This window comes from Pedobacter sp. 10L46_2 (assembly GCF_056395165.1).
Genome location: NZ_JBFTIZ010000083.1, coordinates 1 through 14,106, shown reverse-complemented (window position 1 = coordinate 14,106; position 14,106 = coordinate 1). Strand labels below are relative to the sequence as shown.

General features: G+C 37.8%; 10 protein-coding genes. 7 read left to right on the top strand and 3 right to left on the bottom strand.

Annotated elements, in window-relative coordinates; genetic code table 11:
* The first annotated feature begins 179 nt into the window (after positions 1 to 179).
* On the top strand, positions 180 to 1,583 hold the full coding sequence (locus AC1DDX_RS11465; protein ID WP_172659178.1) for an alkaline phosphatase: 1,404 nt from the start codon (positions 180 to 182) through the stop codon (positions 1,581 to 1,583).
* 97 nt (positions 1,584 to 1,680) lie between these two features.
* On the top strand, positions 1,681 to 2,796 hold the full coding sequence (locus AC1DDX_RS11460; protein WP_288884370.1) for a hypothetical protein: 1,116 nt from the start codon (positions 1,681 to 1,683) through the stop codon (positions 2,794 to 2,796).
* A 73-nt stretch (positions 2,797 to 2,869) separates the two neighbouring features.
* Here the strand turns inward: AC1DDX_RS11460 and AC1DDX_RS11455 are convergent, their stop codons facing one another.
* Together AC1DDX_RS11455 and AC1DDX_RS11450 are read right to left on the bottom strand one after the other, a co-directional pair.
* Positions 2,870 to 3,289, bottom strand: a complete 420-nt coding sequence (locus AC1DDX_RS11455) for an SH3 domain-containing protein (protein WP_172659176.1) — start codon at positions 3,287 to 3,289, stop codon at positions 2,870 to 2,872.
* An 18-nt stretch (positions 3,290 to 3,307) separates the two neighbouring features.
* Positions 3,308 to 3,808, bottom strand: a complete 501-nt coding sequence (locus AC1DDX_RS11450; RefSeq protein WP_216854300.1) for a BON domain-containing protein — start codon at positions 3,806 to 3,808, stop codon at positions 3,308 to 3,310.
* A 192-nt stretch (positions 3,809 to 4,000) separates the two neighbouring features.
* Between AC1DDX_RS11450 and AC1DDX_RS11445 the strand changes: the two genes are divergently transcribed.
* The 4 genes from AC1DDX_RS11445 to AC1DDX_RS11430 all read left to right on the top strand — a co-directional run bounded on the left by AC1DDX_RS11445 (position 4,001) and on the right by AC1DDX_RS11430 (position 12,515).
* Entirely contained in the window at positions 4,001 to 5,179 is a 1,179-nt protein-coding gene (locus tag AC1DDX_RS11445) for an oxygenase MpaB family protein (protein ID WP_288884373.1), read from the top strand.
* Positions 5,180 to 5,419: 240 nt separating this feature from the next.
* Positions 5,420 to 8,545 carry a SusC/RagA family TonB-linked outer membrane protein gene (locus AC1DDX_RS11440; RefSeq protein WP_216854299.1) on the top strand — a complete coding sequence of 1,042 codons (3,126 nt, stop codon included), beginning with the start codon at positions 5,420 to 5,422 and terminating at the stop codon, positions 8,543 to 8,545.
* 15 nt (positions 8,546 to 8,560) lie between these two features.
* Positions 8,561 to 10,114 carry a RagB/SusD family nutrient uptake outer membrane protein gene (locus tag AC1DDX_RS11435; RefSeq protein ID WP_172659174.1) on the top strand — a complete coding sequence of 518 codons (1,554 nt, stop codon included), beginning with the start codon at positions 8,561 to 8,563 and terminating at the stop codon, positions 10,112 to 10,114.
* Positions 10,115 to 10,193: 79 nt separating this feature from the next.
* Positions 10,194 to 12,515 (top strand): alpha-L-rhamnosidase-related protein, encoded by a 2,322-nt coding sequence (locus tag AC1DDX_RS11430; protein WP_477622056.1) that lies wholly within the window; start codon positions 10,194 to 10,196, stop codon positions 12,513 to 12,515.
* Between the two features lie 39 nt (positions 12,516 to 12,554).
* Here AC1DDX_RS11430 and AC1DDX_RS11425 read toward each other — a convergent pair whose 3' ends face one another.
* Positions 12,555 to 13,385 carry a phytanoyl-CoA dioxygenase family protein gene (locus AC1DDX_RS11425; RefSeq protein ID WP_172659172.1) on the bottom strand — a complete coding sequence of 277 codons (831 nt, stop codon included), beginning with the start codon at positions 13,383 to 13,385 and terminating at the stop codon, positions 12,555 to 12,557.
* A gap of 183 nt (positions 13,386 to 13,568) precedes the next feature.
* Between AC1DDX_RS11425 and AC1DDX_RS11420 the strand changes: the two genes are divergently transcribed.
* A complete protein-coding gene (locus AC1DDX_RS11420; protein ID WP_172659171.1) occupies positions 13,569 to 14,039 on the top strand; it encodes a YciI family protein in 471 nt (156 codons plus the stop codon).
* Positions 14,040 to 14,106 lie beyond the last annotated feature (67 nt).

Sequence of the window (14,106 nt, the reverse complement as noted above, 5' to 3'; positions counted from 1 at the left end):
GAGTAGGTCGGTGCCAAATCTTAAGCAAAACCCTGTAGCTAAACGCTGCAGGGTTTTTGTGTTTATATACATTTCTGAAAGAAAAACCTTCTTAATAGCTTAACAATTTCATAATTCTATCTGACCGGATTTCTAATGGTACATATAGATCTTTGCTGATTGAAAATATTTTTAAGTATATGAATAGAAGATCACTATTAAAAGGCGGAATACTTGCTGGTATAAGTATGCCTTTTGTTGGTTTGCATGATGTTATTGCCAAACCGATCGGAGGAGTAAAAAAGGCGAAAAATATCATTATGATGGTAAGTGATGGCATGAGTACAGGAACATTAAATATGGCCGATCTATATGCTAACCGTACGTTTGGCATAGGAAGTAAATGGCTTGACTTATATAGAAATAACAAAGCTGTAAGAGCTTTAATGGATACGGCTTCAGCAAGTTCAATGGTTACCGATTCAGCAGCTGCCAGTTCATCCTGGGGTGGTGGAATGAGGGTAAGGAATGGCTCATTAAATGTTGGGATGAGAGGAGAGAAACCTCAGCCAATACTTCAAAAATTTAAAGAGAGTGGAAAGAAAGTTGGCTGTGTAACTACAGTTCCAATTACCCACGCCACACCGGCTGGCTTCTGTGTAAATATAGATAACCGAGATGGACAAGCTTTAATTGCAGAAATGTATCTAGAACTAAAATTTGATGTGATGATGGGTGGTGGAAGCAAATACTTTGATTCAGAAAGAAAAGATGGCAGCATTATACCTAAATACCTTACCCAAGGTTTTAAAGTTGCAGAAAACCGTGCTGAAATGCTTGCTCTTGATAAATTAAAGCCGGTTTTGGGATTGTTTGCTGAAGATGGTTTACCTTATGAAGTAGATCGAAAAAATGACCCTGAATTGATAAAGACTGTGCCTTCAATAGCTGAGATGACGATGAAAGCCATAGAACTAATGAAGGACCATAAGAATGGTTTTGCATTACAGGTTGAAGCTGGAAAGGTAGACTGGGCTGCACATTCAAATGATGTGGCAGGTTTAATATTTGATCAATTGGCTTTTGATGAAGCAGTTGGGAAAGTAATAGAGTTTGCTGAAAAGGATGGAGAAACTTTGGTAATCATAACAACAGATCATGGTAATTCTAATCCTGGGCTTTTTTATGCTGATGAAGCCGACAAGAAATTTGACAGTCTGCAACATTTTAAACATAGTAATACTTGGCTGCTTACTCAATTAAACCAATCATTTGGTGAACAAAAGATTACAGAGATAATTAGGGAGAGTCAGGGATTGGAGATGAAACTGGAAGACGTAAAATCTTTAGTAGCTCATTTTAAAGATATCGTTCCGGGCCAGTTATATAATGAGTCGAATCTTCCATTTTATGAGTATGGAAAGATTATGGGCAAGTATACCGATGTGCAATGGGCAGGAATGAACCATACAGGAGATTACGTGGAGCTAACAATGTTTGGCCCCGGTTCAGAACAGTTAACCCCTTTCATTAAAAACTATGAGCTTCATAATTTTATGTTAAATGCTGCAGAAATGCCAGCACATTTTTTGGTTAAAGCTTAAAAGGTTAATTAGAAATAAAAAAAGCCATCTGATAATTATCAGATGGCTTTTTTTATTTACTGAAGAATTGCCGTAAATTGAATTAAATATTATTCCTATGAAAAAGCTATTTAAATTATGTCTGCTCTCGATGTTCCTTTTTGCTTGTGTATCAACCCAAAAACTATACGAGAAGGGAGAATATGATAAGGCCTTTTATGCTGCAATTAGTGATCTTAAAAAGAATCCATCCAATTCTGATGCTTTAAAAATTCTTCCCGATGCATACAAAGAAGCTTCGACCAGATATGAACAGGATATTTTGGCAGCGAAAGGAGGAAAGGGTAGAAAATCAGAACAGTTTGCAAACATCTATAACGGTTATTTCTCTCTGCAAAAAATGTACGATGGTTTTAAGAATGCAGGCGTAAAGATAAGCACTTTCAGTCCCAGAAATTATGAGAGCGAATTAAATCAGGCAGCGTTGAGTGCTGCTGAAGCACATTATAATAGAGGAATTGCGCTGTTGGATAGGCAAGATAGGGTAAGCACCCGTAACGCTTATAATAACTTAAAGCTAGCTGATGAATATGTTCCCGGTTTTAAAGATGTGATAGAAAAGAAACAAGAGGCTCATGAAGCAGCTATTACAAATGTGTTGGTTACTAAATTTGATCAGCGCTTTGGATATTATTCAATAGATGGGAGCTTCTTTGAAAGAGATATTCTATGGAACTTAAACTCAATTGGTAACTCTAATTATTATGAATTTTATACCGGAAATGACGGGCAAAATAGAAGAATTGATCAGAATTTAGAACTATCGATGTATGACATCTGGTTCAGCAACCTGGCTACCAATAATTATTCATATAGAGTGTCTAAAAAGATTCCTGCTAAGAGTGATAAAATGTCGGGAAGTGCCAGCACTATTACCGTTACAGCAACTATAAGTGCTGTGAGAAGAATCATAAATTCACGAGCCATAATGGACTACAGGATCACAGATGCTGTATCCCGAAAGTTGATCGCATCAGACAGAATTCCTGCACAATATACCTGGGAAAGCCTTACTGGTAAATATACTGGCGATTCAAGGGCTTTAAGTGCAAAAGATTGGGATATAGTTAGGGGTAATTTTAACAACAGACCTGACTATAATGAATTGTACAGAGAACTTACACGTCAGATCATGACTCAGTTTAATTTTAGGATGCGGGATATTTATCGTTAATGTTCAAATTAAATGGGGGTGTCTAAAAAGAGATGACGACTTTATCTTTTTAGACACCCCTTCTTTGGTGTGATTAAAGCGGTGTCAGGTATTGCGTATAGGAATATCCTGCAGCCCCATTATCAGTTTTAATCTCCCACCATTGGTCATTTGCTTTGCTAACCAGTGTAACCACCTCATGCCTGGCAGCCTTGCCTACAATATCAGCATCGGTACTAGGACCGCTACGAATATTTAAGTTAGAGCTGTTGGTTGTTACTTTTAGTTTTGAACCTTCTGTAACGCCAGCTATGCTATTGATATTCATCACTAAATCGCCAGAAGAGTAATTGGGATCGAGACGTTCATAAGTATCCCACAGTTGTTGCTTTATTGAACCACTGGCATCGCCATCAATATATAGCACACCTTCCTGCTCACGTACATTTAGGTTGTTAACCCCCTGTGCAGTAGCAGTATCTATCAATTCTTTATATTTTTCTTGTAAAGCCATTTTATATATCTCCTTTAACTATTTAATAACCAGTTGTGAATTGTCTACTTTTTTAGGTTTCAACGCATTTAAAGCCATCATCAATTTCTGGAGATTTGCTTTTTGGATTTCACCCTTTAATGTGACTACGCCATCATTTACCGTTGCAGTTACTGTGGGGAAATCTTTAGTAGCATCCTTAACGGCATTGGTAAGCACATCAGTAGCGGCTACAGGTACGCTCGGAGTTTCGGGGACCACAGTCAGATTGTTTACAACAGATTTAACTCCGGCAACTCCTGCAACAGTTTTATCGACGTCTGCTTTAGTTGCATCATCAGGAACTTGGCCCGATATTGTTGCTACGCCTTTTTCAACAGTTACAGCGGCTTCGGCAATGTGTGGGTTTGAGAGCAGTGCAGTTTCCACTGCGGCTTTTACAGCATCATCTTTTGGGCCACTTTTGCAGCTTGTAAACGTGGTTCCCATGATAACCAGGGCAACCAAGAGCGCGGTTGTTTTCATTGTCAGATTTTTCATACGGTTTTATATTTTGGTTTTAAGTTTGGTTGATGTGTCTATTCGTCTTATATAAAGAAAGATAGCGCACCATACCTGGAAGGAAAACAATGATCAAAAGAAATTGTTTTATCAACTGAAATTAAATCAAGTGATGAGAAATATTGTATGCAGTTTTGCAGTATCTTGGTTAAATCAAACAATCATATTTATATGGATTTATGCTTAAAAAGGTTTTGGGAGAAGGGTAGCGGAAGGCAGTTAACTGAATGGTCGGGAGCCAAACTCAATCTTAATATCCCAAATAAGTTTGTGAAGCTGGCCACTAAATATGATGTTTTGGGCGATGAAGCAGCAAAAGAAATATTTGATGGAAGAAGTTTTGGCGAAGCCTATTTATACGTAAGGCAATTATCTAAAAATAAGGTTCTTGAAGATGATAACTTAACTGATCACTTGAAAAAAATGTTTTTAACTATGCAGGAGAAACCTGCCTGGGTAAACGATGACTTGATAAAAATGGGCTGCAATTTATGTATGCGCAGTGGAACTAACGCACTCATTTCTTTGAGAGATTATAGCCTTATGAGTGGTTATGATTATGCTTACTTAAACAAGGCCCTTATTTATACAGGTGCGCTAAAAAAGGGGCCTGCTAAAAGAATAACCGATACATTGGATTTTTGGGTACATGTTACACGTGATAAAGCTTTAGAAATTAATGGACTTGGCTATCAGTATATTGTCAGAACCAGGATGATACATTCTTTTTCAAGATTAATGATTAAAGAAAAACACACAGATTGGGATAAAGAAAAATGGGGTGAACCAATTAATTTAGGCGATATGATTGCCACTAATATAGGATTTAGCCTTTTCTATCTTCATGGGCTTCATAAATTGGGTATGCAGATTTCGGAAAATGAAGAGCTTGGTGTTTTTCATCTTTGGAAATATGTTGGCCATTTATTAGGGATCCCGGAAAACCATCTGCCAAATAATAAAAAGGAAGCTACAGAAATGTTCTATTTATGGACGGATACACAAGTTTCTGCCGATGAAGATTCCGTAATGCTGGCCAATGCTTTGGAAAATGAATCTATTGCGTCCAATATTTTTAAGAAAGCTTATCAAAAGAATTTCATTAAGTATCTTCATACTTGTTATGTTCGCTTTCTAATTGATGAAGAAACATGCAATAGACTTCAGATTTCTAAAATTAAAATGTATTCTCTTTTCCCGATATTTAGAAAGTTGCGCAACAAGCTTTTGCAAAAAATCACTAGCATAAGCAGTAAAAACTATCAACGAGCCGTATACGTGGGTAATATCCTTCAAACAAAAATTTCTGAAGAGTATTTAAAAGCCGATAGTAACATCCATTTCAAGTAAAATTTAGCTTTTCAGTTCTTGTGATTTTCCAAAAAGTTTAAAAGATTAATCATATATATGATTTAAAACTAGGGAAAGCTAATTCATTATGTCAAAAAGTACAAATATAAGTGCCATTTGGTAAAACGGAAATAATTGGCCAATGCTTAGGTTTGTTTTAGTCAATAGAGTGAGTAAGACCTTACAACTCTTTACCTCAATTCTATTATAACCTAAATATAAACCAAATCTAAACAAGTTATGAAAAGGAAAAGATTGCTTTTTTTTATCAGAAGGGGCGGATCATGCCTGGTTATGTCTTTGATATTTTATTTACCAGCACAATCAAAGACATTCACAAAAGAAAATTTATATGGATATCATGTCCAGCAGCAAGGAGTTATTTCAGGTAAGGTGGTAGACCTTCAGGATGGAAAACCATTAACTGGAGTTACAGTTGCTGTGAAAGGTACAAATCAGAAAACAACAACTAATAACGAAGGAAATTATCAGTTAACAGCTGCACCCTCCGCTGTGTTGGTTTTCTCATCTGTGGGATATCAAACCAAGGAAATTCCGGCAAATGACAGATCTGTTATTAATGTTCAGATGGAATCTGCCAGTGAAAAATTAAATGAAGTGGTAGTTGTAAGTTATGGAACACAAAATAAAAGAGAAGTTACAGGGGCTGTAAGCCAGCTAAACACGAGTGAGGTTAAAGACATGCCTGTAGCTAATATCGGTCAGAAATTACAAGGGAAATTTGCAGGCGTGCAAATCGCAAACAACTCTGGAGCTCCGGGTGCAAATATGTCATTTAGAATCAGAGGAGCTGCTTCGATCAACGCAGGAAACAACCCACTAATTGTAATTGACGGATTTCCATCTACCAGCGGACTCGAAACGATCAGTCCGGATGAAATAGCAAGTATTACAGTATTAAAGGACGCTTCTGCCTCTTCTTTATATGGTTCAAGAGCTTCAAATGGGGTAATTCTTGTCACAACAAAACAAGCCAAAGGTGGACAAAAAAGTATCGAACTCAGCTCTTACGCAGGATTGGTAAGGGTATCTGACAGAGGGAAACCTGATTTGATGAATGCACCTGAGTTCGCTCAATTTAAGAAAGAATATTATGAAGATGCTGCCCGATATGAAGGCTATACCGGTGGTGTTCCGAGCGTGTATCAGAATCCACAACAATACGGGGCAAATTCAGGTACCAATTGGTATGACGTTTTATTGAGGGATGCAATTACCCAAGATTATAACTTATCGTTAGCGTCAGGTGGAACAGATTTGAAATCGACCATTAATCTTAACTACAATAAGCAGGAAGGGGTGATCTTAAATACTTTTGCAAATCGAATAAGTGGCAGAACTAATAACATTTATAGTGCGACAGATAAACTAACTATTGGATTTAATCTGTCAGGTACTTACCGACGCAATCAGGTAACTCCCGGGCTTGATAATGGACGGGCCATTATTCAGCAGGCATTTTTAATGGATCCAACGTTAAACTATAAAAATCCGGATGGTAGTTATCCGATTAGTTTTTCGCAGCCTGGAATGTTCGCTAATCCTAATTTTTACCTGGTTTTAACTCAAAGAGTTAATCCTTCGGAGCAAACAACGGTTTTAGCTAATGCATTTGCATCGTATAAGATTATTCCCGGATTAGAATATAAAATTAGTTTGAATGGGAACACCGAGAGTGCGATTAACAGATCGTTTACGCCATCAACAGCTCAGGGTGGTTTGGGAGGTGCTCCCCCTCAACCTCCTACGGGAAGTTACGGTACTAATAGATTCTTAAATTTACTGGCCGAGAATACCCTTACTTATCAGAAAACCTTTAATGAAAAACATAATCTGGATGCCTTTGTGGGTTATACCTTTCAAAAATTCAGATCGGAAAACAGCAATATTCAAGCTTCAGAATTTCCGGATGATAATGTTCAATGGATAAATGCAGCAACTACCAGAATAGGAACTGCAGGTACAACAGAATCCTCATTATTATCGTACATAGGCCGCTTAAACTATAATTACGACAATAAATATTTGATTTCACTGGCGTTTAGAAGAGACGGTTCGTCAAGATTTGGAACGGATAATAAGTATGGTAATTTTCCATCGGTTTCAATAGGATGGGTAGCTTCTGATGAGAAGTTTATGAAAGAACAGGATAAAATAAGCCTGTTAAAATTTAGGGCAAGTTATGGTAAAGTGGGAAATAACAATATTGGAGATTATACCTACCTGGCTTCTGTAAATTCTGATAATTATGTGTTTGGAAACCAGGTAACACCAGGTAAATCTCTTGACGGGATCGGCAATTCCTTTCTTACTTGGGAAACTACATCTAGTTTCGACGCTGGTGTTGACCTTGGACTCTTTAATGACAGGTTGAGATTAACCTATGATTACTATTGGAAAAAAACGGATGGACTGCTTTATAATGTAGATATCCCTGTTCAATCTGGGTTTAACAGTATTACATCAAATATAGGCCGTTTTGATTTCTGGGGGCATGAGCTGAGTTTGGAATCGAGAAACCTCGATGGTGAATTAAAATGGACTACAGGTTTTAACATTTCCTTTGATAGAAATAAGGTAATCAAATTAGGCACAAACAATGCACCTATTGGAGGATATAGTCTTTATTGGGATGATAACAGAACAGCTGTAGGTAATCCAATAGGAATGTTTTACGGATATATCAATACTGGTGTATATATGACCCAGGAAGAATTTGATACCCAGCCCCATGGTGCAACTTCTATGGTGGGTACAGCAAGATTTAAAGACATTAGTGGGCCAGACGGCGTTCCTGATGGTATTATAGATGAAAATGACAGAACTTACATCGGTAACCCAAACCCTGATTTTACTTATGGATTAACGAATAGGTTTAGTTATAAAAACCTAGATCTAAGTATTGTTATTGCAGGTTCTGTAGGAAATGAGATAGCAGATGATGCTTTTCAATCAACCGAAAATCTGGATGGTGTCTTTAATGTAAGAAAAGGAGTAGCTAAAAGATGGCGCTCAATTGAAGAGCCGGGAGATGGAATTTATCCAAGAACAAGAACCGGCACCACTGCCGACTTCCGCAATTTTACGTCCAGACAGGTCTTTAGTGCTACTTATTTGGCTGTAAAGAATATAACGCTGGGCTATAAGCTGCCTTTTAAACCCAATGAGTATATCAAAAACGCCAGGGTATATTTCAGTACTCAAAACCCTTTAATTTTTACTAAATATCCGGGGATGAATCCTGAAGCAGGTATGTCCGGACTTAACGGTTTAAGTCAGGGACGTGATTTTACTTCTTATCCAATCTCTCAGATTTTTACACTGGGACTTAACGTAGGCTTTTAATCTAGAAAAATAATCATGAAAAATAAAATATTATACATCGTGGCAGTTTCCATTGGATTTCTTTCCTGTAAAAAAAGTGAGCTTGATCTTGTACCTAAGACCAGTGTTAGTGCCCCAACTTTTTTTAAAAGTGAAACTGAATTTCAGCAGGCTGTAGTTTCTGCTTATAGCAACCTTAGAGGAGTTGCTTTTACAGGTATTTATATGGATGAAATGCGTTCAGACAATACCTTCTTTAATTATTATTCATCAGACAGAGGATCTGAAACCAGTATAGAAGCAATGGCGGTCTTCCTTGACAATAGTTTGTCAAGTGCAGAACCAAATAATGCAGGTAACAGGTACGGAAATGATTACTCTGGAATTGCTAAGGCAAATACAGTACTGACCAGACTGAAAGCGAACACGATTGGACTTTCGCAGTCATCTATGGACGATCTTTCAGGGCAGGCCTTATTTCTTCGTGCATATTACTATTTTGATCTTGTAACGCATTATGGGGGCGTGCCATTGCAATTGGAGGAGATTGTCTCAGAAACTGGTGCATTCCTGCCTAGAAACACAGTTGATGAAGTATATGCTCAGATCATTGCTGATCTGAATGATGCCATAGCAAAACTTCCGGTAGCGACAGCTTTTCCTCAAACCGGAAGGGTTAGTAAAGGTGCTGCCAAAATGCTCTTGGCTTATGCTTATATGTCTAAGCCAACACGCGATTATGCGAAAGCAGAAACTGAGCTGTTAGATATCACCAAGATGAATTATACACTTCTACCAAATTATACCGATGTGTTTTCGCCAACAAATAAAAACAACAGCGAATCAATTTTTGAAGTACAATATAAGGCAGGTAACGATGGTCAGCAAAGTGATTTTATATGGAGGTTTATTCCAAAAACTACCAATACAGAAGCCATTCTTGGATTACATGGAACCAACCAAAGAGGAGGTATTACTAGTGGGGGATGGAATGCGCCTACTCAAGAAATGGTGAGTTCATATGAAAGTGGCGACAAAAGACTGCCAGCTTCAATTGGTGTAGCTATTGGCACTCAAACCGGAGATTCTTTTACAATAAGCTCCGTTGTTAGTCCTGTTAATTTCACACCGCCTGCCGGAAAAACATTTTATTACTTTATAAATAAATATGTGTTTCCACCATATACCGTTGAGTGGAATACAGATCAGAACTGGCCGGTTTACCGTTATTCAGGTGCTTTGTTGCTGCTTGCAGAATGTCTTGTTAAGCAGGGTAAAAATGCCGAAGCTCTGCCTTATTTAAATCAGGTAAGAAAAAGAGCAGGATTACCAAATCTGGCTTCTGCTACTGACGATAATGTAGCCAGCGAAATGCGACATGAACTTGCTTTTGAAAACCATCGCTGGACTGATCTTGTTCGCAATGGAAAGGCAGTAGAAACTTTAAATGCAAAAGGGAAGCAGCTTAAAAGCCTTTATGGTTGGCTGTTACCAGCCTCATTTAATGTAACTAATAATAGATTGATCTATGCAATACCATCTAGAGAGGTGCAGATAAATAGTAACCTGGTTCAAAATCCAGGATATTAGGCTAACGCATCAGGATAGATACGCCGTCATCTCGACGATAGGAGAGATGACGGCATTTTTTAACAAATAATTAAGAAATATGAATTATCTGATAAGATCTTTTTGCTTTATTATTGTCTTATTCATAAGTATTTCCTGTTTCTCTCAGACAGAGCGCTGGCAAGCAGAATGGATTGGAATTCCTCATGCAGAAAAAGACACTAACTTATGGACGTCTTTCCGAAAGCAGGTTTCTATCGATAAAATTCCAAATAAGGTGCTTACCAAAATTAGCACCGATTCTAAGTATTGGCTGTGGGTGAATGGGAAAATGATCGTATTTGAAGGTCAATTAAAAAGAGGGCCTAATCCACGTGACACCTATTATGATGAAATTAATCTGGCACCCTATCTTACCAAGGGAAAAAATACGATCTCTATATTAACCTGGTATTGGGGAAGAGATGGTTACGACCATAAAAATAGTGGTAAATCGGCTCTTTTGTACGATATGACGATAGGAAACAACGTAATAATATCAAATTCAACTTGGAAAGTGATGCGGCATCCTGCTTTTGGCAATACCAGCGCACCTTTACCAAATTATCGCTTGCCCGAGTTTAATATTTACTTTGATGCTCAGAAAGATATGCCGCTTTGGAACCAGCCAGATTTTGACGATCATTCCTGGGTAAATGCTACTTCCTATGGGAAGCCACCAGTTTCTCCATGGAATAATCTGGTGAAAAGACCCATCCCTTTTTGGAAAGATTCGGGACTTTTACATTATACTAATAACGCTAATCTGCCAAAGGTGAGTGATGGCAATCCGATTGTTGCCAAATTGCCTAAAAATATATCCATTACCCCATATTTAAAGATCGATGCTCCGGCTGGTTTAAAAATAGACATTCGAACAGATAACTATAAAGGCGGTAGTGAGTATAACGTTCGTACAGAATATATTACAAAAGCAGGGATACAGGAGTTTGAAACATTTGGATATTTGAATGGACATGAGGTTCATTACTCTGTTCCTAAGGATGTGAAAATTATTGACTTGAAATACCGGGAAACCAGATATGATACCGAACAGATAGGTAAATTTAAATCTGATGATCCTTTCTATAATCGTCTTTGGGAAAAATCATATAATACACTAAATGTTAATTTGAGAGATGCAATTCAAGATCCGGATAGGGAAAGGGCACAATGGTGGGGAGACGCGGTAATACTAATGGGTGAAATTTTGTATGCCTGCGACAGAAATGGAGAATTAATTATTAATAAAGCAATTCGTAACCTTGTTGACTGGCGAAAACCTGATGGGGTATTATATTCGCCTGTTCCTGCGGGTAGTTGGAATGGCGAACTTCCAACTCAAATGCTTGCTAGTGTGGGGAAATATGGTTTTTGGAATTATTATCGTTATACTGGAGACACTGCTTTGATTCGGCATGTTTATCCTACAGTCAAAAATTATTTGCAATTGTGGCGTTTAGGGGACGATGGTTTAGTAATACATCGTCCGGGAGGATGGGACTGGATGGATTGGGGAGAAGATATTGATACCCCATTACTGGAAAACGCATGGTATTATATGGCCGTTGAAACTGCAGTAAAAATGGCAGAGCTAACAGGAAATCAATCTGATATAAAAGCCTATCAGGAGTTACTGAAATCTATAAAGATAAATTTCAATAGAAAATTTTGGAGCGGCAGTGCTTATAAAAGCCCAACAAATAAAGGTGTTATTGATGATAGGGGGAATGGATTAGCTGTATTAACAGGTTTAGCAGATAGTGGGAAATACGAAGCCATTAAAAATGTATTAAAGACTGAATTCCATGCCAGTCCTTATATGGAAAAGTATATAATGGAGTCTTTCTTTATTATGCATGATGCTAAAGGTGGGCTGGGAAGAATGAAAAAGAGATATGCTAATATGGTTGAAAGCCACCTCACTACATTGTGGGAAGGCTGGGGGATAGGATCCGAAGGCTATGGCGGGGGATCGTATAATCATGGTTGGTCTGGTGGCCCATTAACACTTTTAATTCAGTATGTTGCCGGAATTGCTCCGGAAGAGACTGCCTATAAAACGATTAGTATATTGCCTCAACCCGGAAACTTACATGAGATCTACTGCGTTACGCCTACCGTAAAAGGAAATATTACCGTGGATCTGAAAAGGAGAGATAACAAACTCACCTTTTTTGTTGATATACAACCCAATACCCTGGCTAAAATAGGTTTGCCCAAAATGGAATCTGGTTTGTCCAATATATCATTAAATGGGAAACTGTTTGTGAAAAATAAGAAAAGTCTTAAAAAACATCCCGAGGTTATATTTAAAGGAGAAGATGTAAATTATTTTCTGTTTGATGTTAAACCCGGTAAGTGGTCATTCGTATTGTATTAGAAACTCGAGGATAATGCATTATCCCCGAGTTTATTTCTGTTAGGGTAATGAAGGATTTTTAGTATAGATCAAAGGATTTTGTTCGTCATCATTTAACAGGTCCCCTACTTTCAGCTTAGCTACCTGCTCATCAGATAGGATATTCTGGATTCCATTAAACGCAGCACCATCAGGCATAAAAGCACAGGTCATAGCTCGTCGAAAGCCCTTTGTCATGTTAGCACCAGCACCATGTATCGTTAAGCCATTGTGAAAAGAACAGCTACCAGCTTTCATAGGAACCGCCTTTGAATCAGAAATAGAGAGTTCAGGATAGAACTTAAATACTTCATCCATGTTCTTGCCTATACCTGGGTTTTCAAAAGAGGTTGAATGATATGAACCTGGAAGGAAATACAGGCATCCATTTTCTAGAGTGGCATCATCAAGTGCAATCCAGATGGATAAAGCGCGGCGGTCAGAAAAGGACCAAAAAGGCGTGTCTAAGTGCCACGAAGTAGGGTTGGCCCATGGACGCTTTATCAATGCCTGATCATGCCATACCCGTATTCCATCACAGCCAGATAAGTCAGCAACCATTTTACCTAGATTTTCATCGAGTATTAACTGTTTTACTTTTTCATTGGTTTGCCATAAGTTGAGCATTTGATCGAATACCTTTCCAAAATAGTCGGCATTTTTATTAATCCCATCCTCTTCACCAGTTTTAGTATCTTTCCCCGGTAGTTTTCTGCCATCGCGTTGAATCAGTGCCTCAGTTACCGCTTCGCGCCAGATTTCTAATTCATCCTTATCTAAAAAATCTTCAATAAGCAAAAAACCATTCTTTCTGTAATCTTCAATTTGTTGTTGTGTGATTTGTGTCTTCATCTGTTTTTACAAAAGGTTATTGATACGAATTTACCTTGTTGGTTTGGAAAATATACTGCCTTTAATTTGTTATTATTTGCACTTTCTGATATTGTAAAGTCGCTTCATACTTTCTTTAATTCAATTTAAAATCGTTAAATTCAGTATGTACTTTTACCTCAATTGTACTTATCTATATCCAGGATGAAAAGAAAACTCACAATAATAGCCCTGCTAATCTGTACGTTACTTGTTGCCAATAAAGCAGGAGCTCAGGAAGTAAATAAAAACTACGATGAAAAATTAGCTAAAGAACTTAAAGCTGATGATTATGGGATGAAGAAATACATTCTGGTAATTTTAAAAACGGGTTCTGCCAAAGATTTACCCAAACCTTCATTAGATAGTATTTTTAAAGGACACATGGCGAATATAACCAAACTGGTTAACGAGGGGAAGCTGGTTGTTGCCGGGCCGCTTGGTAAAAATGACAACGACTATCGCGGTATTTTCATTTTCGACGTAGAAAGCACCGATGAAGCACAAAAGTTAGTAGAAACTGATCCCGTTATTATGAGCAAAGTAATGACCGCAGATTATTATCAGTGGTATGGTTCTGCAGCATTAAAAGAAACCGTAAAAATCCACAGCAGGATAGAAAAGAAAAGTCACTAGTTTAAATTGCTATTTTCTTTTGAGGGAACTGCTCCGTGTGTGATAATATCATATGAAGGATGTAGTC